22 protein-coding genes are annotated in these 22,431 nt (G+C 33.1%); 7 read left to right on the top strand and 15 right to left on the bottom strand.

What is annotated here, in order from left to right; genetic code table 11:
- Window positions 1–1,278 carry a POTRA domain-containing protein gene (locus BLT80_RS05060; RefSeq protein WP_245710114.1) on the bottom strand — a complete coding sequence of 426 codons (1,278 nt, stop codon included), beginning with the start codon at window positions 1,276–1,278 and terminating at the stop codon, window positions 1–3.
- 76 nt (window positions 1,279–1,354) lie between these two features.
- Window positions 1,355–2,362 (bottom strand): glycoside hydrolase family 113, encoded by a 1,008-nt coding sequence (locus tag BLT80_RS05055; protein ID WP_092466476.1) that lies wholly within the window; start codon window positions 2,360–2,362, stop codon window positions 1,355–1,357.
- A gap of 97 nt (window positions 2,363–2,459) precedes the next feature.
- Between BLT80_RS05055 and BLT80_RS05050 the strand changes: the two genes are divergently transcribed.
- From BLT80_RS05050 to BLT80_RS05030, 5 genes are read left to right on the top strand one after another with little or no spacing between them, the layout of a single operon-like run.
- A complete protein-coding gene (locus BLT80_RS05050; RefSeq protein ID WP_092466475.1) occupies window positions 2,460–3,767 on the top strand; it encodes an NAD(P)/FAD-dependent oxidoreductase in 1,308 nt (435 codons plus the stop codon).
- Window positions 3,767–5,356, top strand: a complete 1,590-nt coding sequence (locus BLT80_RS05045) for a 4Fe-4S binding protein (RefSeq protein ID WP_092466474.1) — start codon at window positions 3,767–3,769, stop codon at window positions 5,354–5,356. The genes BLT80_RS05050 and BLT80_RS05045 overlap by 1 nt, the downstream gene beginning before the upstream one ends.
- Before the next feature lie 32 nt (window positions 5,357–5,388).
- Entirely contained in the window at window positions 5,389–6,081 is a 693-nt protein-coding gene (locus BLT80_RS05040; protein WP_092466473.1) for a glycosyltransferase family 2 protein, read from the top strand.
- Window positions 6,078–7,568, top strand: coding sequence for a cellulose synthase family protein (locus BLT80_RS05035; protein ID WP_092466472.1), 1,491 nt, complete (start codon window positions 6,078–6,080; stop codon window positions 7,566–7,568). Before BLT80_RS05040 ends, BLT80_RS05035 begins: the two co-directional genes overlap by 4 nt.
- On the top strand, window positions 7,565–8,932 hold the full coding sequence (locus tag BLT80_RS05030) for an MptA/MptB family glycosyltransferase (protein ID WP_092466471.1): 1,368 nt from the start codon (window positions 7,565–7,567) through the stop codon (window positions 8,930–8,932). The genes BLT80_RS05035 and BLT80_RS05030 overlap by 4 nt, the downstream gene beginning before the upstream one ends.
- Before the next feature lie 28 nt (window positions 8,933–8,960).
- Here the strand turns inward: BLT80_RS05030 and BLT80_RS05025 are convergent, their stop codons facing one another.
- The 7 genes from BLT80_RS05025 to BLT80_RS04995 form a co-directional block, all read right to left on the bottom strand.
- Window positions 8,961–9,332 (bottom strand): hypothetical protein, encoded by a 372-nt coding sequence (locus tag BLT80_RS05025; protein ID WP_139181015.1) that lies wholly within the window; start codon window positions 9,330–9,332, stop codon window positions 8,961–8,963.
- Window positions 9,333–9,502: 170 nt separating this feature from the next.
- Entirely contained in the window at window positions 9,503–9,916 is a 414-nt protein-coding gene (locus BLT80_RS05020; protein WP_092466469.1) for a VOC family protein, read from the bottom strand.
- Between the two features lie 121 nt (window positions 9,917–10,037).
- Window positions 10,038–10,364: a hypothetical protein gene (locus BLT80_RS05015; RefSeq protein WP_092466468.1), complete on the bottom strand. Its 327-nt coding sequence runs from the start codon at window positions 10,362–10,364 to the stop codon at window positions 10,038–10,040.
- 135 nt (window positions 10,365–10,499) lie between these two features.
- A complete protein-coding gene (locus BLT80_RS05010) occupies window positions 10,500–12,032 on the bottom strand; it encodes a carbon-nitrogen hydrolase family protein (RefSeq protein ID WP_092466467.1) in 1,533 nt (510 codons plus the stop codon).
- A complete protein-coding gene (locus tag BLT80_RS05005; RefSeq protein WP_092466466.1) occupies window positions 12,032–13,009 on the bottom strand; it encodes a deoxyhypusine synthase family protein in 978 nt (325 codons plus the stop codon). The genes BLT80_RS05010 and BLT80_RS05005 overlap by 1 nt, the downstream gene beginning before the upstream one ends.
- Complete coding sequence (gene speB, locus BLT80_RS05000; RefSeq protein WP_092466465.1) at window positions 12,999–13,940, bottom strand: agmatinase; 942 nt, start codon at window positions 13,938–13,940, stop codon at window positions 12,999–13,001. Before speB ends, BLT80_RS05005 begins: the two co-directional genes overlap by 11 nt.
- A gap of 42 nt (window positions 13,941–13,982) precedes the next feature.
- Window positions 13,983–15,422, bottom strand: coding sequence for an arginine decarboxylase (locus BLT80_RS04995; protein ID WP_092466464.1), 1,440 nt, complete (start codon window positions 15,420–15,422; stop codon window positions 13,983–13,985).
- Between the two features lie 488 nt (window positions 15,423–15,910).
- Here BLT80_RS04995 and BLT80_RS04990 point away from each other — a divergent pair, with 488 nt between their 5' ends.
- Both BLT80_RS04990 and BLT80_RS04985 read left to right on the top strand, forming a co-directional pair.
- On the top strand, window positions 15,911–16,345 hold the full coding sequence (locus BLT80_RS04990; RefSeq protein WP_092466463.1) for a carboxypeptidase-like regulatory domain-containing protein: 435 nt from the start codon (window positions 15,911–15,913) through the stop codon (window positions 16,343–16,345).
- A gap of 10 nt (window positions 16,346–16,355) precedes the next feature.
- Entirely contained in the window at window positions 16,356–17,369 is a 1,014-nt protein-coding gene (locus tag BLT80_RS04985; protein WP_092466462.1) for a transglutaminase domain-containing protein, read from the top strand.
- A gap of 24 nt (window positions 17,370–17,393) precedes the next feature.
- On the opposite strand, the gene BLT80_RS04980 is transcribed toward BLT80_RS04985, so the two are convergent.
- From BLT80_RS04980 to BLT80_RS04955, 6 genes are all read right to left on the bottom strand, one after another.
- Entirely contained in the window at window positions 17,394–17,774 is a 381-nt protein-coding gene (locus BLT80_RS04980; protein ID WP_139181014.1) for an alpha-crystallin domain-containing protein, read from the bottom strand.
- Between the two features lie 129 nt (window positions 17,775–17,903).
- The gene (locus tag BLT80_RS04975) at window positions 17,904–18,764 is read right to left on the bottom strand and encodes a pseudouridine synthase (RefSeq protein ID WP_092466460.1); all 861 of its coding nucleotides are present in this window, start codon (window positions 18,762–18,764) and stop codon (window positions 17,904–17,906) included.
- A gap of 108 nt (window positions 18,765–18,872) precedes the next feature.
- Entirely contained in the window at window positions 18,873–19,775 is a 903-nt protein-coding gene (locus BLT80_RS04970; protein WP_092466459.1) for a geranylgeranylglycerol-phosphate geranylgeranyltransferase, read from the bottom strand.
- A gap of 64 nt (window positions 19,776–19,839) precedes the next feature.
- Window positions 19,840–20,769, bottom strand: coding sequence for a mevalonate kinase family protein (locus BLT80_RS04965; RefSeq protein ID WP_092466458.1), 930 nt, complete (start codon window positions 20,767–20,769; stop codon window positions 19,840–19,842).
- 34 nt (window positions 20,770–20,803) lie between these two features.
- Window positions 20,804–21,889, bottom strand: coding sequence for a diphosphomevalonate decarboxylase (mvaD, locus tag BLT80_RS04960; RefSeq protein ID WP_092466457.1), 1,086 nt, complete (start codon window positions 21,887–21,889; stop codon window positions 20,804–20,806).
- A 6-nt stretch (window positions 21,890–21,895) separates the two neighbouring features.
- Entirely contained in the window at window positions 21,896–22,429 is a 534-nt protein-coding gene (locus tag BLT80_RS04955) for a DUF1697 domain-containing protein (RefSeq protein ID WP_092466456.1), read from the bottom strand.
- Window positions 22,430–22,431 lie beyond the last annotated feature (2 nt).

Here is a 22,431-nt window from a genome sequence, read left to right as displayed (position 1 = left end):
CTAAAAATATTGGCCGATTCCAAAGACAATACCATTATTAGCTTTTTTTCCTATGCCAACTCCATAATCAATTCGAAAAACAGCATTAAAGATGCGCTTATGAATAAACCGAACACCTAAACCAGAGAATACAGTCGCTTTTTTTCCTTCTATTAAATCCCCAAGACTACCACCAGATTCTTGCCATGTACCAGCATCTACAAACGCATTTGCTTGCATGGCAAACCAACCTTTCTCTAGTATCGTATGTCTATATTCTGTATTAAGAACTACAGAAGCTGTACCTCTATCTATAGTGTTACCAACACCTCTAATATTAAGTTGGTTATCTAAAGCAAATGGAGCGAACGGTGTCGTATCATTGGTCGCATAACCTAAACGTAATCTATTAGCCCAGTTTCCTTTATCACCAATACGTTTAAAATATTCAAAATCGTTTCTACCAATAAAAAAATTACGCAATAGGTCGTTATCACCATTAGAGTGCAATGTAAAACTATAAGTAAAAATACTTCTAAAACCATCGACGTATTGATACTCATTGGTGATGTTGTTAAATTCATATTCACCAACGGCCGATATTTTATCTACACCTAAAGTCTCAGGTATCGATTCTGGCAAATTACCACTTAAGTAATTATAGTCGTCGTTAGCGATGTTAAAACCAAATTCGAATTTATTCTTAAAATTATGCTCGTACATTAACCTTATCTCAAAGGCTCGACTCGTGTTTTTATATTTAACATCGCGTTCATCTTCAAAAAATATTGGTTCTTGTAATACATTGTTTTGATAGTTTATGCCGATTCCTAATTTTCTGGTAAATAGATTAGGTGCTTCCCAATAAAACCCATAAGAATCGAATACATTTTTACTATAAAATCCACCAATTATTTGATTTTGACCTAAAAAATTAAAATCGAAAACGGAGGTTCTATAGGCCAAATCGTCGTTATTATCTTGAGATACATTCAACCCTGGAATAATGGCAAAATTTTCTACAACTGTATAAACAAGTCTATAGTTGTTATCATCAACTTTTTCTAATTTTGAAGATGCACTAGCAACTGATGGTAATAATCTAAAACGTCTAACATCCGAAGCTATTCTTGTAGAATCTACTGTACTTCCTTCTTTTACAAAAGCCAAACGCTTTAAAAAATTAGTTCTTGTACGTTTATTGCCCTCAATTATAATCTCCGAGACATTTACGTCTTGTGCATAGCCAAAAAGCCCTAAACAAACTATAAGACTAAATAATATTGATTTTTGGTTCAAACTCTTTAATTTATAAAAAATTAGACGTTTAGCACAACGCATCATTACAAAAGAAAAAATATAAAAATGAGAATGGCTAATACTTTCCGTAATGCACTTTAAGTATTTCTTCAACGGGTTTATTCTGTGGAGTAAATTGATTGTCTTGCAAACCACCAACTTTATGGTGATCAATAAACCATTTCCATAAGTAACCACCAGCAAACCAATCTTCTTGCCATACAGCTTCAAACAAAGCTTGCGTAGCATTGTTCTGTGCTATAAGATTTACCGAAGTCATAGAGCGATCGTAACGCCAAGGCTCTTTCCCTGAATAATCCACGCTTCTATAACCAAACTCCGTAAACAGAATTGGTCGATCTAATTTTTTGGAAAAATTCTTTAATCCTGGTTTATGCTTTTCCCAACCTTTTATACAATCTTCAATCGTTGGTGTTTGCATTTCACTCACCGGAAAATAAGCATCAATACCCACATAATCTAATTCCGACCAAAACGGTGTGGTCCAAAATTCATCCCAATTGGCGGCGTAGGTTAGATTCCCAGTATAAACCGTTCTAATCTCCTTTATTAATTGATGCCAATACTCTGGTCTATTTTTTACAAATTCTTCAAGCTCGGTTCCTATGCAAAATACTTCCACATTTAACTCCTCAGCCAATTCAGCATATTCTATTATAAAATCAGTATATGAGGCTTCTAACAATTGCCAATCGGCTTCCGAAGATGCTTTTAATAACCCAGTGAATTCCCCGTGAGAAATCCATAGTTGTGGCTTCACCATCACATTAATACCTTCCTTATGAAGCGCTTCAATATATTGTCCTGCTCCAGATCGTGTTTCACCAAACCACTGACGGTCGGTGTTGTGAATTATTTCAGGATGATTCATATCCTTAATAAAACCAAAAGGCATAACAGAAGCAGCATTTGCATTAATGTTCATTATTGGTTTAACATGTGTCGAATCTACGACGCCTCTAGAAGCGACAAAACTAACACCATTAATCTTAGAAGATTGATGTGGAATCGCAGCACAACTAATAAAAATGACGCTTAAAAGGAAATAAAAAACATATCGCATACTGTAAAATTATGCCTAAATTTAAAGAAATTCGACTAATAGATTAAGGTTTTAACAAAAGCTTCGACCTATAGCTCATATCAACAACCTCAATTATATGGAACACATCGTTATTATTGGCAACGGCATTTCTGGAGTTACACTTGCGAGACACATCAGAAAGTTATCCGACAAAAAAATAACTATCGTCTCAGCCGAAGCCGATTATTTCTTCTCTCGTACTGCGTTAATGTACGTTTATATGGGACATATGAAGTTTGAACACACCCAACCTTACGAGAATTGGTTTTGGAAAAAAAACAGAATTGAACTCAAAAAAGGGTACGTAAAACAGGTTGAAACAGCAACTAAAACACTTCATTTTGCTGAAGGTGATACGCTTCAATACGATAAATTAATTATTGCAACAGGAAGTAAACCCAATAAATTTGGTTGGCCGGGACAAGATTTAAACGGTGTAATGGGCATGTACCACAAACAAGATTTAGAAAATCTTGAAGCACATGCACCAAATAATGAGGTGTGCAAACGTGCTGTAATTGTTGGTGGTGGGTTAATAGGTATTGAATTGGCGGAAATGTTGAATAGCCGAAGTATACCAGTAACATTCCTCGTTAGGGAAGACAGCTTTTGGAATGGTGTTTTGCCAAAAGGAGAAAGTGAAATGATTAACAGACACATTAAGAATCACCATATCGATTTACGACTTTCCACAAATCTAAAAGCCATTAATTCAGACGAGAACGGTAATGTAAAATCTGTTATTATTGAAGAAACCGGTGAAGAATTAGAATGTAACGTAGTTGGTTTAACTGCTGGAGTGACACCAAATGTTGATTTTTTAAAAGATTCTGGTATTGAAATAGGACGTGGTGTTAAAGTGAATCGATTTTTAGAAACGAATATTCCAGATATATATGCCATTGGCGATTGTGCCGAGCAACATGAAGCTATTGGAAACAGAAGACCAATTGAAGCCGTTTGGTACACTGGTCGCATGATGGGTGAAACTTTAGCGCAAACCATTTGTGGTAATAAAATGGAATACAAACCAGGTCATTGGTTTAATTCGGCTAAATTCTTAGATATCGAATATCAAACCTATGGTTGGGTGTTTGGAAAAAATGGACGTCCAGATTATGAGCAACATTTTCATTGGAAACATGAAGACGATACTAAATGTATCTCAGTAGCCTACGATAAAAACACCAATGAATTTTTAGGCATAAACACCTTCGGTATACGAATGCGCCATGAAGTTTTTGATAAATGGCTTACTGAAAAACGCGACATGGATTACGTCATGAATCACCTCTCTGAAGCCAACTTTGATCCTGAATTTTATTCAAGATTTGAAAACGAAATTTTACAAGCTTACACTAACCAATTACAAACTGTATCATAATGAGTAATAAATTAAATCATAGTATGTCTTTGGCGAAACCAGATGCTTTAGATATTTCGAACAAACAAAAAGTAGCACTTTCGGCAGGAGTGATTGGGTTATTTATTTTAGCCTTAGCCCTTTTTAATACTAATTTCCCTAACAAAGCCCTGTTTTTAACCTTGTCATTAGGTTTAATAATTGGTGGTATCGTTGTATATTCTAGAGAAGCCTATTTATCTAAATTAGAAGGTATAAAAAATGATGGAGTTTGGTTTAAATCTATTTCTTCTCGTGGAGTTTGGGGCTGGATTGTTGGTGTTATTTTAACCACCTTCTATATCGTCCTTTACTTCTTTCCTAAATATTTAGGTTTAGGTACTGACGGAGCAGAAAACACAGGCTTAATTAGTTTATTCGACCCGTTAAGTCACTTATTAAGTGGCAGAAACGCGAGCCAATGGTTTGTGTATGGAACGCTTTATACCGTTGCTATTTTAGCTTTTGGATATAAATTCATATTAAAATACAGACATAATCGTTACCAACAATTACGTACTATTTCAGTGATGTTTTTTCAGTTAGGTTTTGCCTTTTTGATTCCTGAATTTATGTACGTTATGAACAACGATTTACCATACTACGACCTTAAAAGTATATGGCCTCTTAACTATTACATTTTTGATGAATGGTCTGTAAACGGCTTTTTATCTAATGGAAATATTGGTATCGCCTTACTCATATTTGGTATCCTATCCATCTTTGTGTTTACACCTATTTTAACTTACAAATACGGTAAACGTTGGTATTGCTCTTGGGTTTGTGGTTGTGGTGGATTAGCAGAAACTGCTGGTGATTCGTTTAGACAATTATCGTCTAAAAAAATGTCGGCTTGGAAACTAGAACGTTGGTTAATCCATACCGTTTTAGTGTTTTCTATTGTAATGACAACTGCAATGGTTTATACTTACTTAGGTTACGATAAAAATCATTTTTGGCTAACTAGAGGTGTTTTTATAAGCTTAGTGATTGGGTTTTTAACCATAGTTTTTGCAGCCGTAATGTTATTTAAAAGACAAGAATTAGAAAAAGATGCAAAATACGGAGCGATAGGATTTTTCATTGTGATTTCTCTTTTACTAATTATGCATTATACAGGCACAACCGATCATCTGTTCTATATTAAAGCCGGAGCCTTAAGATCTGCTTATGGTATTTATATAGGTTCTATTTTTTCTGGAGTGATTGGAACTGGATTTTATCCCATTTTAGGAAATCGTTCTTGGTGTCGTTTTGGTTGTCCTATGGCAGCGATTCTTGGATTCCAACAACGTTTGTTTTCAAAATTTAGAATTACCACTAATGGTGGACAATGTATTTCTTGTGGTAACTGTTCTAACAGTTGCGAAATGGGTATCGATGTAAGACACTATGCTCAAAAGGGAGAAAACATCGTACGTTCTAGTTGTGTTGGTTGTGGTATTTGTTCTGCAGTTTGCCCAAGAGGTGTATTAAAATTAGAAAATGATTCTATGAAAGGACGTATTAATCCAACAGAAGTGCTTTTAGGAAACGATGTAGATTTAATGGATTTAGTGAATCAAAAATAAGAAGATTACTTTTGCACTTTTAAACGCACACAATGCCCAATATAAAAGTTATTATTCCTGCTTATAATGAAGAAGCGTCAATTCCTCTTGTGGTTAAAGACATCCCTTCTATTGTTAGTGAAATTATTGTGGTCAGTAATAACTCAACTGATAACACGGAAATTAATGCCAAAAATGCTGGTGCAACGGTTTTAGTTGAAAACAGAAAAGGCTATGGTTATGCGTGCTTAAAAGGCATGGATTATATTTCAAATCTAGAAAAAAAACCAGACATCATTGTTTTTTTAGATGGAGATTACAGTGATTACCCCGAAGAGTTAACAAAAATCATTCAACCTATTTTAGAAGACAATATTGATTTTGTGATTGGTGCTCGCGACAAGGACTTACGAGAAGAAGGCTCTATGACGTCGCCTCAGATATTTGGTAATTGGCTAGCAACAAGCCTAATGGCGTTATTTTTCCGTTCAACTTTCTCAGACTTAGGACCTTTTAGAGCTATTAAATACCATACCCTCTTAGGCTTAAACATGGAAGATAAAACATATGGTTGGACGGTAGAAATGCAGCTCAAAGTATTAAAACAAAAATTAAGTTATAAGGAAATTCCTGTTAATTATAGAAACAGAATTGGTGTCTCAAAAGTTTCAGGTACCGTAAAAGGTGCTATCTTTGCAGGCATAAAAATCCTAGGTTGGATTTTTAAATACAGTTTTAAAAAATGATTCTCGAATCAATAGTTATTGTTATTTACACCATTGCCATTGTACTCATCTTTATGTACGCTTTGGCGCAACTAAATCTACTCTACAATTATTTGTCTTCAAAAAAGAAGCGACTAGATTGTGAGACCTTTGATTTTTCAAATCCTGAAGAAATTCCTTTTGTTACCATTCAACTCCCTGTTTTTAACGAGATGTATGTGATGGAGCGCTTGTTAAATAATATTGCGCTTTTAGAATATCCTAAAGACAAATTAGAAATCCAGGTTTTAGATGATTCTACAGATGAAACCATTGCAACAACAAAGGCACATGTAGACCAATTGGCTAAAACAGGTTTAGACATCACTCATATTACCAGAACCGACCGAAGTGGTTTTAAAGCTGGTGCGCTTAAAGAAGGTCTAAAAATTGCAAAAGGTGAATATATTGCCATCTTTGATGCCGATTTTTTACCACAACCTAACTGGTTAAAACGCACTATTCCTTATTTTAAAAATGAGAAAATAGGAGTTGTTCAGACACGTTGGGGACATATTAATCGCGATTATTCTTTATTGACGAAAATCCAAGCGTTCGCATTAGATGCCCATTTCACTTTAGAACAAGTAGGTAGAAACAGCAAAGGGCACTTTATCAATTTTAATGGTACAGCTGGTGTTTGGAGAAAAACCTGTATTATAGATGCCGGAAATTGGGAAGGTGATACACTTACCGAAGATTTAGATTTAAGTTACAGAGCGCAGTTAAAGAATTGGGAATTTAAATATTTAGAAGACGTTGAAACTCCGGCAGAATTACCTGTGGTGATTAGTGCGGCTAGATCACAGCAATTTCGTTGGAATAAAGGTGGCGCAGAAAACTTTAGGAAAATGCTTTGGCGTGTTCTAAAATCTGATAATATTTCAGCCAAAACTAAAGCACACGGTTTACTTCATTTATTGAATAGCTCTATGTTCTTAAGCATATTTACAGTCGCTATTTTAAGTATCCCAATGCTCTATATAAAGAATGAATACGAACATTTAAGAAACTACTTTTATGTAATGAGTTTCTTTGTAATGAGTACGATCATTTTCTTTGTATGCTATTGGTTTATGTACCGCAGCATTTACGGTAGTGGCTTTAAAAAATTCTTCAATTACATAGGTATGTTTTTTACCTTTTTCTCAATTGCTATGGGTTTTTCACTTCATAACTCTATAGCTGTTATTGAAGGACATATTGGTAAACGAAGTGAATTTGTAAGAACACCAAAGTTTAATATTAGTACCATTAGAGATTCTTGGAAGGGTAATAAATATATCATGAAAAAGATGTCACCTCACGTGATTATAGAAGGTATTTTAATGCTTTATTTTGCTTTTGGTATGTATAGTGCTTTTATAGTTGGAGACCAAGGTGGTGACTTCGGGTTATTTCCTTTTCATCTAATGCTTTTTATAGGCTTTGGATATGTGTTTTTTAAATCTTTAAGTTCGAAGGTGTGATTTCGCTTTGGAAATATCACAAAATTCCATTTCTATTTTCTATTGCTAGTTGTATTGTTTATTTATGGTTTGCTTATCATACAACACGTATTGAAACAACCCAACTTCTACTTTTATACATTGCCTTATTTGTATTTGCCTATAAAATTATAAAGACTTCTGGATTTAACTTTAGACTCTTAGTTATCTTTTCGATTGCTTTTAGGGTATTACTCCTTTTTTCAATTCCAAATTTATCTCAAGATTTCTATCGGTTTGTTTGGGATGGACGAATGATTCTAGAAGGCTTTAACCCGTATCTCTACACGCCAGATTCTTTTATTAATAGTGGAAAATTACCTGTAGCTAACGCTCAGGAATTGTACAATGGTATGGGAAGCTTAAGCTCCTCTCATTTTTCTAATTACCCGCCTTTAAATCAATTGTGCTTTGTTATTGCTAATATAATTCCTAGTCAAACTATTTTAGGCTCTGCAATTGGTTTAAGACTTGTTATTATAGCCGCAGACATTGGAACCATATACTTTGGAAAGAAACTTTTAGAACGCTTAAAACTACCCTCAAACAGAATCTTTTGGTACATTTTAAATCCGTTTATTATTATTGAATTAACTGGAAATCTTCATTTTGAAGGCGTTATGATTTTCTTCTTCATCTGGGCATTATATTTACTACACGCTCGTAAATGGAAATGGGCGGCAGTGGTGTTAGCGTGTTCTATTTCAATAAAATTAATACCCTTAATGTTGCTACCGTTATTTTTTGGATGGTTCACGTCTAATAAGTTGAATGGTCAAACCGAGAAATTAGGACTATTAAAATTAATTACATTTTACATCATTGTCATTGCCACGACCTTGTTATTGTTCTTACCATTCTTTTCAATGGAATTTGTAACGAATTACTCCAAAACAGTTGGACTTTGGTTTGGTAATTTCGAATTTAATGCCAGTATTTACTATATAGCAAGAGCTATTGGATATGCCATAACTGGTTACAATGAAATTGCAATTATAGGTAAAATTCTACCTCTAATTTCCGTCGTTATCATCCTAGGATTTACATTCCTAAAACACAACAATAGCTTACCTAAATTAGCTACGTCGATGTTGTTAGCGCTCACCTGCTATTTGTTTTTAAGTACAACGGTCCATCCATGGTATATTGCCACCTTAGTTATGCTTAGTGTATTCACCAATTACAAGTTTCCTTTAGTTTGGTCCTTAGTTATTATATTAAGTTATTTGGCGTATTCTAATAGTAGCTATTCCGAAAACCTTTGGATCATTGGCTTAGAATATACCTTAGTATTTTCCGTTTTTATTTGGGAAGTTTTTATAAAAAAAAGACCACTAGTTGCCTAGCAGTCTAATTCTATGAATTAAGTTCTATTTACAATTTCTTTATTTGAACTATTTTATAAGTTTCATATATTTCTGTGAACCCATTTTCATCGTCTTCTTCAAACTCAGTAATTTCGTAAGTGATCTCAAAACGCTTACCAACCATGTCTTTAGACTTTAGGTTCACAGCTTTAAGAGCTTCTTCAGAAATTTCAGCAAAATATACTGTTTCTTCACTATCTTCATCGTCTGCATCCTCATTAATTAAAAAAGCATAACCATCGTCTGGGTCGTAACCATCAAAAACACCAGTGGTTGTTACTTTCAACTTTTCCTGAATTTTTTCATTCGATATTGAAAATGCATTTGCGCTTAAAACCATTACCAGAAGCACAAATACTGTAATTTTTTTTGTATTCATTGTGTTTAATTTTTATGCTGAATGTCATCAGCATGTTTTAAATATAGATTGTGGTTTTGGGAATTTGCCACCTCAAGCCCAAATGCTTTTAGATTACAACCTCTTGGTTATAATTACGTGGATATAAGTGAAGTCTATTTTTCTGTATCGTACTAAATAAATAGTAACAATTATATTTTAAATATGTCTTTGGACTCTTTAAAACTCTTAAATTCTAACATGTAATCATTCGGATCTTTAATGAAAAATGATAAATGCTCACCCGTTTTATCTTTTAAAAACGTGGTTTGAGTAACCACTTTTAAATTCAACTGATTTAGTTTAGCATAGAGTTCTCCCCATTTCTCAACATCAATAATAACACCAAAATGAAATGAGGGTAATAACTTACCTTCAAACACATAATTTGGACTATTGAAATTGAATTTTTCGGCTTGAATAAAAGTGAGTTGATGATTAAATAAATCTATATCCAACCAATTCTCACTAGTTCTTCCTATAGAAGCGCCAATATTATTAGTATAAAAGTTTTTCGTGTCTTCTACACTTAAACATGGTAATGACATGTGAAATGATGATTCCATAATTCAACCATTTAAAATTTATACAATTTTAATTTAAAGTTCAACTTAACTTTTAATAAACCAAAAAGTTAAGTTGAAATCTTATAGTAAATTACAAAATTAGTTTCAACTAAACTAAACTTTAATCGAAATCTTCGTCTTCTGCTCCAGGCTCTAAATCTGGATCTACAACAGCGTCTGGATCGTCATCGTCGAAGTCTTCATAATCGTCTTCGTCATAATTCTCCATGGTTTGCTCTAGTTTCGTACTCACTTTTACCAAATATTTGGTATCTTCTGTAGTGACTTCTACGGCTTCGACTGTTTCGTTTTTTGCATTTTTAAACGAGATAACATTATCGTCGTCATACCCATCAGGATATTTCTCCACCAGAAGTGCTAAAATTTCTGGTGTCAATTTTTTAAAATCAACTATAACTCGTTTTAAATGTGCGTCTTTTGGTTTCATCAGGTAAATTCTATTTTTTTCTATATGTCAGATGTTATATCTATTTTAAAAATGATTCTCCATGATAAACTTTTAGCAATGGATATGTCATTCTTTAATAATATTTCTGAAGCTATTTTTTTTTAAATATAATACTTATTTGGTTACTCGTATAACATCATAAAAATCTTTTCTACGATCTTTTAAATTTTTCACCGCTCCAAAGGAATGCAATTCTCTTAATAATCCCAAATCTACATCAGCAACTAATATCATTTCTGTGTTTGGCGTCGTTTCTGCTTTTATGCCATTACTCGGAAATGAAAAATCACAAGGTGTAAACACAGCTGACTGTGCATACTGAATATCCATATTATTCACATTTGGTAAATTACCAACACTACCAGCAATAGCAACATAACACTCGTTTTCTATGGCTCTTGCTTGTGCACATAAACGCACTCTAGAATAGCCATTTTGCGTATCTGTTAAAAACGGAACGAATAAAATATCCATACCCTCGTCTGCTAATAACCTTGATAATTCAGGGAATTCAGAATCATAACAAATTAAAACTCCGATTTTTCCAGCATCCGTTTCAAAAGTTTTTAATTGATGCCCTCTTTGCATTCCCCAAATTTTAGCTTCATCTGGAGTAACATGAATTTTCTCATAACGCTCTAAACTTCCATCTCTACGACATAAATACCCCACATTATAAAGCACATCATCAACAACCTCTGGCATACTACCTGTAATGATATTGATATTGTAAGAAATTGATAATTGCTGCATTCTCTCTACAATAGTCTGTGTATAACTTGCTAATTCTCTAATCGCTTGTGGCTCGTGCATATGGTTATACTTGGCCATTAATGGTGCGTTGAAAAACTCAGGGAATACGGCAAAATCTGAACGATACGCAGAAACACTATCTACGAAGTATTCTACCTGTTGCATTAAGTCATCTAAACCATTGTATGGACGCATTTGCCACTGAATTAAACCTAAACGTACAACTGTTTTAACGCTACTTGCTTTTTTATTAGGTTTGGTATAATAAATATTATCCCATTCCATTAAAACCGCATACTCACTAGATGCCGTATCTCCTTCTAAGTAACCTTTGATAATCCGAATCGGATGAAAATCATTAGAGGTTTGAAAGTTTAAAACCGGATCGTGAATCTCCTTATGTTTTACTTTCTGAATGTATTCTTTTGGTGAAAATTGATCTTTATACTTGTGGTAATTTGGCATTCTACCACCGAACACAATCCCTTTGAGATTTAGATTTTCGCATAATTCCTTTCGGTAATCATATAAACGACGTCCTAAACGTAAGCCTCTAAATTCTGGTTTTATAAAAACATCAATTCCATAAAGCACATCTCCATCAGGATCGTGATTTTTAAATTTATCACCTTCAATAATGTCAGCGTAGGTATGGTTATCATCAATTTTATCGTAATCTACAATTAAAGACAACGCGCAACCAGCCAATTGGCCGTCGATGCGAATAACCACTTGACCCTCAGAAAAAATAGAGGTCAAACGTGCAATATGGTCCTTTTTCCAATAGGAATTTAGAACACCACCATACGCTTCTAAGGTTGCTGATTTTAATTCTTCAAAATCACCAACCGTTAAAAAGCTTAATTCTATATTATCAATTCTATGCTCTTCCATTACATATCTAGAAGATAAGCAAAAATTAAAGGAGCAACAATAGTAGCATCACTCTCAATGATGAATTTTGGTGTGTTAATATCTAATTTACCCCAAGTAATTTTCTCATTTGGCACCGCTCCAGAGTACGACCCATAACTAGTTGTACTATCGCTAATTTGACAGAAATAGCTCCAGAAAGGTGTTTCCGGACGTTCCATATCTTGATATAACATTGGTACGACACAAATAGGAAAATCACCAGCTATACCTCCACCAATTTGGAAGAATCCGATACCATTTTGTGAATTATTAGTGTACCAATCGGCTAAAAACGTCATGTATTCTATACCCGATTTCATGGTACTAGCTTTCAATTCTCCTTTTAGAACATAGCTTGCAAAAATATTACCCATAGTACTATCTTCCCAACCTGGACAAATAATAGGTAGATTTTTCTCTGCTGCTGCATACATCCAAGAATCCTTAAGGTCTATTTCGTAGTGCTCTTCTAATACACCAGATAGCAACAATTTGTACATATATTCATGCGGCAAATAACGTTCACCTTTAGCTTCTGCATCTTTCCATATTTTAACGATATGTTCTTGAATACGTCTAAAGGCTTCCTCTTCAGGAATACATGTATCTGTGACACGATTTAAGCCTTTTTCAAGTAAGTCCCATTCGTCTTGAGGTGTTAAATCTCTGTAGTTGGGTACACGTTTATAATGGCTATGCGCCACTAAATTCATGATATCCTCTTCTAAATTCGCTCCTGTACAAGACACAATTTGCACCTTATCTTTACGAATCATTTCGGCGAAAATCTTACCTAATTCTGCAGTACTCATAGCACCCGCTAAAGACACTAACATCTTCGCACCAGAATTTAACTGATCTTCATAACCCTTCGCTGCATCAACCAAAGCTGCTGCATTAAAGTGTAAATAATACTTTTCTATAAATTTTGAAATTTCTCCTTTATTAGTAGTCATCTTCTGTATCAAATTTAGATTTTTTATTTCCTGAGTTCGCTGAATCGTTGAAGTTACTTTCGAAACCATCTTCAATATTTTGGTCTCTAAATTTGTAGCTCAACATTTTATAGTACAATTTAGCCGCTAAGAAATCTGATGATTTTTCATTTTCATTTGGGCATAATTCTACGATGTCAAATCCAACAACATTCTTTTCTTCGAATACTTGTTTTAAGAATTCGAGTGTTTCATAATATAATAAACCTCCTGGTTCTGGTGTTCCTGTACTTGGCATTATTGAAGGATCAAAAGCATCTAAATCAAATGTGATAAACACATTATCTGTCATTTGATCGATTGCTGAATCCATCCAACTATCATCAACAGCCATTTCGTGAGCGAAATACGTTTTCTCTTCGTCCATTACTGTTTTCTCAATGCTATCCATTGAGCGAATTCCAACTTGAATTAAGTTCGTCGTTTGGCTCGCTTCATAAACAGCACACGCATGGTTACACGTAGAACCTTCGTAGCTTTCGCGTAAATCTGCATGTGCATCGATATGTAAAACGGTGATATCCTCGAACATTTCATTGAATGCTCTAATAGTTCCGATAGACACCGAATGTTCACCACCAAAAACAGTTACAAATTTGTTCTTTTTAATGTATTTTTTAGTCGCTTGATGAACTGCTTCGACCATCGCTTCTGGCGAGTTATTTTCAGTAACAGCATCCGCTAAAAACACACCTTGTTGATACACTTCTGAACCCGTTTCAATATCATAAAGCTCCATGTTTGCTGAAGCATCTAAAAACGCATCAGGACCTTTATCAGCTCCTTTTTGCCATGTACTTGTACCATCATAAGGTACAGGAATTAATACAATTTTAGCAGTTTCTAATTTTGCTAATTCTTCTGGAATACCAGCGTAAGTTTTTGTTTTCATTATTAAGTTATTCTAAGTAATTAGAAATTTAATTTAAATTTTTTATTTTGAAATCGAATTAGACTTAGTCTTTTCGACCTTAGTTTCTGGCTCATAGCCCAAAATACCTAACAGATTTTCACTTTTTTGCTGTTCTGCAAAAACTTTAGTGTGTAGATTACCGTCGGCATCTTTCTGAATTAAAATATGTTTTGGTGTTGGAATTAAGCAATGCTGCAAGCCACCAAAACCACCAATGGTTTCTTGATAAGCTCCAGTATTGAAAAACCCAATATATAACGGTTTATCCTTATTATATTTAGGTAAATAGATAGCGTTAGTATGTTGTTCACTATTGTAGTAATCATCACTATCACAAGTTAAACCTCCTAAAAGTACACGTTCGTAATTATCATTCCATCGGTTAATAGGCAACATTATAAAGCGTTTATTTATAGCCCAAGTATCTGGCAACGTTGTAATAAAAGATGAATTAATCATGTTCCATTTTTCACGATCATTCTGTTGCTTTTGGTATAAGATTTTGTACAATGCTCCTCCACTTTCACCAACAGTAAAACTTCCAAATTCTGTAAAAATGTTTGGTGTATCTACCTCTTCTTCCTCACAAACCAATTTAATTTGATTCACGATTTCATCAACCATATAGGCATAATCAAAATCAAAAGCTAATGAGTTTTTAATCGGAAAGCCTCCACCGATATTTAAACTATCTAAAGTTGGACAAATTCTCTTTAAAGCCGTATATACCTTTAAACATTTGTGCAATTCATTCCAATAATACGCATTATCTCTAATCCCTGTATTGATAAAGAAATGAAGCATCTTAAGCTTTACTTTTTTATTATCTTGAATTTGATTTTTATAAAAAGGTACAATATTTTTATACCCAATTCCTAAACGCGACGTGTAAAACTCAAACTTAGGCTCCTCTTCTGAAGCGATTCTGATACCAACTTGAAATTTTCCATCAATTTCTTCTGATAGCAAATCGATTTCCTCATAATTATCTATAATAGGAATACAATTTTTATGACCACCATTGATAAGTTCGGCAATATTGGTAATATATTGTTCGCGTTTAAAACCGTTACTTAGTACAAACGTTTTATCTGTAATTTTACCTTCTTTTTTCAATGCCTTCACAATATCAATATCAAAAGCTGAAGAGGTTTCAATATGAATATTATTAGTTAAAGCTTCATCTAAAACATGCTTAAAGTGTGAACTTTTAGTACAATAGCAATAGTTGTATTTGCCTTTGTAATCATGCTTTTTAAAGGCGTCCGCAAACCACGTTTTTGCACGTTGTATGTTATTAGAAATTTGTGGTAAATAGGTGAATTTTAAAGGTACTCCATGTTCTTCAACCAATTTCATTAGGTCTATATCATGGAAATGCAGCTCTTTGTCCTCAAGTTTAAATTCGTCTTGTGGAAAGTGAAAGGATTGATCGATTAGATCAATATATTTATTATTCATGTTGTAAATTAAATATTCAAGTGTAAATTAAAAAATATAAGCGTAAAAAGTGTTAAGGTTACGTTATATCATACCTGAATCTGGCTTTGTGTAGTAGGTACAAAACCGTAAATATGCTGACTAGCAGCAATCGCAGAAGCGGAAGTTAGCTCTAAAATTCGGTTACTTAATCTATAAGCGGCTCTTGAATATGACTTCCTAATTTTCAAGAACCCGAACATAAAAACATGTTTCAATTGTTCAGCTAAAAATTGGAATTATAATTTATTAATTGACTCCAATTTTCGTTACAAATGTAATTTTTTTTTTGACACAGGAAACTTTTTTTATTTTTTTTTAACCAATAAGACCTTCAGTCATTTATAGCATTTATAAACTTCCCTAATTAAAACCATTAGTTAACTAACCCAAGCATTGCGATTACTCAAAACTATTATTAACTTGTAAGATTTACTGATAGATTTGATGTAAACAAAACAATCTATATTATGAAGTCAATTTTAAAATTACAATGGAAACAAACCTACAAATCACTTAGTTTTATAGGTATTATGACGCTGACACTTTTAGCGTTTAACCCAATCTATGGACAAAACAACACCGTTACAACAACCCAAGTTACCGTAAACGAAAAAACAATTAAAGGTGTTGTTAGTGATGAAACAACAAGTTTAGAAGGTGTAAACGTTATCCAATACGGCACTAAAAATGGTACAGTAACTAATGAAAAAGGTGAATTCACCTTCCCAAAGAAGTTAAAAACTGGTGATGTTTTACTATTTAGTTATTTAGGATACGTTACTCAAAAAGTAGAAATTAAAGACGACACCACATTTATTACTTTAAAGCTGACTGAAGATTTAATTGAAATGAGTGGTGCATTAGATTCAGCAAAACCTTATAAATCTAAGCGTAAAAATTAATTATTCTTTTTTGAAAATTTTCCTTTTTATACTGCCCTTTATATTTGTAACTCAGACGTATGCTCAAATCTCTGATTTTGATCATCTTGATTTTAAAAAATCAGATAGTATTGCATTAGTTTATAAAAATGAAGGGCTTTATAATTTACCTCAATTAGCGTTTCAACTAACCTCTACTTTAGATACAGATGCAGAACGTTTTAGAGCAATTTACCGTTGGGTATGTAACAACATATCTAATAATTACAGCTTGTATTTAAAACATAAACGCAAAACTGAGCGCTTTAAAAATGATAGTCTAAAGCTTAAAAATTGGAACGACGATTTCAGAAAAAAGCTTTTTAATAAGCTTCTAAAAGACCAAAGTACGATTTGCACGGGCTATGCGTATTTAGTTAAAGAACTTGCACAACTAGCTCACATTGACTGCGAAATAGTACAAGGTTACGGACGCGTAAGTACAACTGACCTCGAAAAATTAGACCAACCAAACCACTCTTGGAACGCCGTAAAACTAAATAACAAATGGTATTTGTGCGATCCTACATGGGCAAGTGGTATTCCAGATCCTAAAACCAATCGGTTTACATTTCAGTATAACGATGGCTTTTTTTTAACCAATCCTAAACTTTTTGCAGTGAATCATTTTCCTGTTGAAGAAAAATGGTGGTTATTAGATAAAACCATTCCTTCTTTTAAGAGCTTTTTAGCATCGCCAGTAATTTATGGAAACGCTTACACATATCTAAATCGTCATGTTTTACCAAAAAAAATGCATCACACTATTATACCTTTTGATAAAATTACTTTTGAATACCAAGTTAAACCCTCTGTCAGAATTAAAGATATCACCCTTCAAATTGACAATGGGTTTAATACTTGGAAAACAAAACCACACGCAACGTCACTAAATAAAACGTCACTAATTATAGAATATCAATTTAAAACCTTAGGTTTTTACGATGTCCATTTTTTTATAAATGACGACTTAATTTCAACCTATACGGTTAAAGTAAAAAGCTAATTACTGGTATTGTAATGTTGATAATTACTCTCCGGAAATAAGTAAAATGTTGTTTTCGTCAACCTCCACTTCAACACTTTCACATGGAAAAATATTTAATTGAATTTTTTGACCGTCAACATCATCATTAGACGCCACAATAAAAATATCATTGCTAGACAGTTCTAACCAATCGCTTTCTGCAGTTGTATCTAAATTCTCCGCATGCAATTCGCTATAATCTTGCCCATAAACAGCAATATCGAAAGTAAGTGTGCCGTTGTTAGTTATTTTAACTTGAGGCAAATCATCGACACAACTAAGCATTTGTGGACCGAAATCGTCTTGCGTTTCTAGTACCTCAGAGGAATCCGTTGTACAATTTACCATAAGTAAAAGCACAAAAATGAGTTTTACATTTTTCATAAGTAGGTTATTTTTAATCTATTTGGGGTGCCAATATAGAAAAAACAAATAACCAGTCGACAAAATGAATCATTTATTCGACGAACGGTAAATCTTAAGATTTATTGCAATTAGCGATTAGCTCAATGGCTACAGCATTTTCAAGGTATTTACCTCTTGCTCAGTAAGATGCTTCCAATGACCGCGAGGAATGTCTTTTTTTGTTAAATGACCAATCGCTACGCAATCAATTTTTACAATATCGTAGTTAAGTTCTTCAAATATTGTACGTAGAATTGTGTTACCTGTATTTTTAATTTTGATACCTACTTGGTTTTTAGATTCACCTTGGATGTAGCTTATCTCCTCTACAGCAACTAATTTGCCTTCTACTTTAAAACCTTCTTGAATCTTTTTTAAATCTTCAAATTTTAGATTTTTATCTAATTCTACCTGAAATAATCGAGCAACTCCACTTTTAGAATTTGTGAATTTCTGAACTACTATATCATCATTAGTAAACAAAAGTAAACCTAAAGAATTTCGACCTAAACGACCAATCGGTTTAATATTAGCACTAGTAGCATTGGCAACTAAATCCATAACCGTTCTACCTTTACCTTCTGCTGTAGTTGTAGCAAACCCTTTTGGCTTGTTTAATAAAATATAAACAGGAAGTTCTGGCGTAATGCGTTGTCCATCAAAACGAACTTCGTCTGTGCGTTTTACTTTGTACCCCATTTCGGTAATTACTTTACCGTTTACCATAACTAAACCAATGGCTATATTCTCGTCTGCTTCGCGACGTGAACACATACCACTGTTGGCTATGTATTTATTTAAACGCATCTCATCTGGATTAGATGATCTTGATGGTTGCGATGTCTTCTTTGCAGGTTGTGTATTCTTTTTAAAAGGAGCGCTTCCTTTCGTAAAACTGTTCGTCTTACTATTAGCATTTCCTCTTCCTGAAGTCTTCCCTTTTCCCTTGCTATCTTGATGTTTGGTCATGTTCCAATTTTTTGCAAAGGTAAACAATTGTTTATATCTAGTGCTTAATTATTTAAGATGTTTAACACCTTAATTTTGCAATTCCCTAAAAAACAGTACGTCTTGCTTTTAAATTCGATTTAAAACTATAGAAGCATCAATTAAAAGAATTGAAAACACACCAACCACAATGATAAATTTTAGAATATTATGAAGAATAAGATAATGGTTTTTCTTATTCGATTTCAGTAGAATAATGAGATAAAGTAGCAACAAGGCAATACTGAGATAAAAGAAATAATACATATGACCTATCTTAAAAAACAGAATAAGCATAATTGCAGAAACAATGGTAAAAACGGCCACAATCGTAAGCATTAACTTAGATACCTTTTCCCCATAAACAACCGGAATCGTCCTGTAATTGAGGGCTAAATCACCTTTTAAATTCTCTAAATCCTTAGTGAGTTCACGCATAGAAATTAGCAAAAACAGAAATAAACCATGAGCAAAAACAACGGTTTCAAAATTTTGATAATAAATAAAAATAGCAAAAAACGGAGTTACCGTTAATATGGCAGACACCATATTACCAATTATAGGTTGTTTTTTTAAGCGATGTGAATAAAACCATATCGCAAAAATATATAACGAAAAAAATACAACGGCTTTAAAAGATACATAACTGGCAAATACCACTGCTAAGAAATTTAAAACAAAATAAAAAGATAGTTTTGTGTTTTGGCTCACCAAACGATCTAGCATTGTTTTTCTAGGCTTATTGATTAAGTCTTTCTCGGAATCGTAAAAGTTATTAATGATATACCCACCTGCTATAGTTGCGGAAGACGCTAAAACAAGCATTAAAAGGTTAAGGTCTAAAAGAACAGATTTAACAGGCTTATCATGTGCAAAAATATAAACTGAAGCTAAATATTGCGCAATTACAACCACTAAAATATTATAACCTCTAACTACAGAAAATAGGCTGAAAAATTTTAGAAGAATGTGTTTCTGCCGTCTTGATAACATTATTTTAAATATGTAAAATTCTGGAACAACATTCTGTTTAAGCTCAAATTACAAAACCAAAAAATTAGAAGTTATAAACAACCTCTAACTTCTGACCTTTAAGGGCTTCTATTGCTATGTCTATGTTTTCAGTAAATCCTAAGATATAACCTCCTCCACCAGAACCACAAAGTTTTAAGTAATATTCATTAGTATCTAATCCTTTTTTCCATAACTCATGAAACTGAGTTGGAATCATCGGTTTAAAGTTATTCAAAACAACCTTAGATAGTTGCTTGGTATTTTTAAATAGTGATTTCATATCACCTTTTAAGAAATCATCTACACAAGCATCCGTATGTTTGATAAATTGGTCTTTAAGCATACTACGGAAGCCTTCATTTTTCATGCTTTCCATAAAAATACTAACCATTGGTGCCGTTTCTCCTACAATACCACTGTCTAATAAAAACACAGCTCCTTTTCCCTCTGCTTTTTGAGAAGGAATACCAGTAGCTTCAATATTATCTTTAGAATTAATTAAAATCGGAAGACTTAAATAGCTATTCAAAGGATCTAAACCTGAAGATTTACCATGGAAAAAAGATTCCATTTCAGAAAAAATAGATTTTAATCGTAATAGTTTTTCACGCGTTAAATTTTCTAAAACAGTAATTTTATCACTGGCGTATTTATCATAAATAGCAGCTACTAATGCTCCACTACTTCCTACTCCATACCCTTGTGGAATTGAAGAATCGAAATACATACCAGCATCAACATCTTTTTGTAATCTATTGCTATTAAAAACAACTAAATCCTTATCCAAACCCTTTAAATACGTAGTAAAACGCTTTAAGCTTTCGTTAGATTTCAGGGCTTCTTCATTAGGATTTTCATCCTTCTTAAGTGCTCCATTATAAAAGTTATAAGGAATAGATAAACCTTTAGAATCTTTAATGATTCCGTATTCTCCAAATAGAAGTATCTTAGAATAAAATAGTGGTCCCTTCATGTATTGATAGCAATTTCTTTAACAAATATACGTATTAAAATTCTATTTGGTTGGCGCCAAGTCCAATTTGATCACAAATGTAGTGTCCATTTTGACAATAGCTAACCAATTCATTCTTAATAAATTCTAAAATAGATTCTTTTTCGTTTTCCGGATATAAAACATGAACATTGGCTCCTGCATCGAGCGTAAAACAAACTTTTGAATCTGTTTTTTGTCTATAAGCCCAAATCTTATTAATGATTTCTAAAGTATTTGGCTTCATTAATATGAAATACGGCATACTCGTCATCATCATAGCATGAAGCGTTAAGGCTTCACTTTCTACAATTTTCACAAATTCATTTAAATCACCAGAAGCTAAAATTGTTTTCAGTTTTGCTAAATTATCATGTGCTTGAGAAAAGCGTTCTTTCGCAAACGGATGACCATACATTAGTTGATGCCCAACGGTACTACTTACTTGTTTTTCACCTTTATCAACTAACAAAATAGTGTCTTGATAATTTTTAAAATTTGAATGTACCTCTCCTTCAAATTTTACTCCATATAAATCTGAACTCGCTTCAATACTTTCATTTTTTCCCCAAACCACAAGTTCTCCTTCGATACTTCTACAAGCACTTCCTGATCCTAAACGTGCAAGAAATGATGCTTTTTGATTGAAGACCTCGTCTGTTACTTCAACTAAGCTAAGCGATCGTTCAATACTCATTAAACATAAAGCAATCGCACTCATACCAGACGCTGAAGAAGCGATTCCTGAGCTATGTGGAAACGTATTTGATGTTTCAATTTTAAAATGATAATCCTTTAAAAAAGGCATATAAATTTCAATACGCTCAAAAAAGGTTTGAATTTTAGGCTTAAAGGCTTCATTTTTTTCACCTTCGAAATAGATATCGAAACTAAAACCTGTACGTTCTTTTTTAGTAAAAGTAATTTCTGTAATTGTTTTACAATCTGAAAGCGTAAAGCTAATCGATGGGTTTTCTGGAATTTGATCTTTCTTTTTTCCCCAATATTTCACCAAAGCAATGTTACTTGGTGATTCCCATTTTACAGAACCATTTTCAATATTGGTATGATAAGATTTAAGAATAAAGTCTTGTGCTGTCATTGCATTTTAAATATCCGACAAAGATAAGAGTTTTACCATTGTTTTATAATTTCTTGCTGTAGCATTGACGTTAAGTTTTCGTTCGAAGAAATTTAAGTTGAATTTTGATTGTCCGTAACCTTTAGTACAATACAAGTAAATACAATCGTTAAGAATTATATACTCGTCATCGGGATACGTTTTTTGTGTGGCCTCTTCTACTAAAATTTGACGTGGTATTTCACTTAACATCACATAATAACTTTCCGCTTTCTTATCATCTGTAAAAGGACAATTATTATAAATAAGGGATAACTCCTCTCTAGTTTTTACCAAAACAGGTACCTCAAAACCAAACTGTTTTAAAATGAGTTTTTGAATATTAGTTTCTAAATCTTTTGAATCCCTAATTGAAGATTTAAAAATAACATTTCCGCTTTGAATATAGGTTTTTACGTTTATCAACCCTGATTTTACCAATAATTCTCTTAGCTCCGCCATTGGCACTTTTTTGTGTCCACCAACATTTATTCCTCGTAAAAGTGCGATATAGGTTTGCATTT

The sequence above is a fragment of the Winogradskyella thalassocola genome (genome assembly GCF_900099995.1).
GTDB classification, from domain to species: Bacteria; Bacteroidota; Bacteroidia; order Flavobacteriales; family Flavobacteriaceae; genus Winogradskyella; species Winogradskyella thalassocola.
The sequence above is the reverse complement of the archived record's forward strand: the minus strand, read 5'-3'. Positions and strand labels throughout refer to the sequence as shown.

Coding starts and splice junctions, on each gene's coding strand:
- speB (WP_092466465.1), bottom strand. CDS start 13,940: ATGAAAACAAAAACTTACGCTGGTATTCCAGAAGAATTAGCAAAATTA.
- BLT80_RS04995 (WP_092466464.1), bottom strand. CDS start 15,422: ATGAATAATAAATATATTGATCTAATCGATCAATCCTTTCACTTTCCA.
- BLT80_RS04970 (WP_092466459.1), bottom strand. CDS start 19,775: ATGTTATCAAGACGGCAGAAACACATTCTTCTAAAATTTTTCAGCCTA.
- BLT80_RS05010 (WP_092466467.1), bottom strand. CDS start 12,032: ATGGAAGAGCATAGAATTGATAATATAGAATTAAGCTTTTTAACGGTT.
- BLT80_RS05025 (WP_139181015.1), bottom strand. CDS start 9,332: ATGAATACAAAAAAAATTACAGTATTTGTGCTTCTGGTAATGGTTTTA.
- BLT80_RS05045 (WP_092466474.1), top strand. CDS start 3,767: ATGAGTAATAAATTAAATCATAGTATGTCTTTGGCGAAACCAGATGCT.
- BLT80_RS05005 (WP_092466466.1), bottom strand. CDS start 13,009: ATGACTACTAATAAAGGAGAAATTTCAAAATTTATAGAAAAGTATTAT.
- BLT80_RS04990 (WP_092466463.1), top strand. CDS start 15,911: ATGAAGTCAATTTTAAAATTACAATGGAAACAAACCTACAAATCACTT.
- BLT80_RS05040 (WP_092466473.1), top strand. CDS start 5,389: ATGCCCAATATAAAAGTTATTATTCCTGCTTATAATGAAGAAGCGTCA.
- BLT80_RS05050 (WP_092466475.1), top strand. CDS start 2,460: ATGGAACACATCGTTATTATTGGCAACGGCATTTCTGGAGTTACACTT.
- BLT80_RS04980 (WP_139181014.1), bottom strand. CDS start 17,774: ATGAAAAATGTAAAACTCATTTTTGTGCTTTTACTTATGGTAAATTGT.
- BLT80_RS05020 (WP_092466469.1), bottom strand. CDS start 9,916: ATGGAATCATCATTTCACATGTCATTACCATGTTTAAGTGTAGAAGAC.
- BLT80_RS05055 (WP_092466476.1), bottom strand. CDS start 2,362: ATGCGATATGTTTTTTATTTCCTTTTAAGCGTCATTTTTATTAGTTGT.
- BLT80_RS05035 (WP_092466472.1), top strand. CDS start 6,078: ATGATTCTCGAATCAATAGTTATTGTTATTTACACCATTGCCATTGTA.
- BLT80_RS04975 (WP_092466460.1), bottom strand. CDS start 18,764: ATGACCAAACATCAAGATAGCAAGGGAAAAGGGAAGACTTCAGGAAGA.
- BLT80_RS04965 (WP_092466458.1), bottom strand. CDS start 20,769: ATGAAGGGACCACTATTTTATTCTAAGATACTTCTATTTGGAGAATAC.
- mvaD (WP_092466457.1), bottom strand. CDS start 21,889: ATGACAGCACAAGACTTTATTCTTAAATCTTATCATACCAATATTGAA.
- BLT80_RS05015 (WP_092466468.1), bottom strand. CDS start 10,364: ATGAAACCAAAAGACGCACATTTAAAACGAGTTATAGTTGATTTTAAA.
- BLT80_RS04955 (WP_092466456.1), bottom strand. CDS start 22,429: ATGCAAACCTATATCGCACTTTTACGAGGAATAAATGTTGGTGGACAC.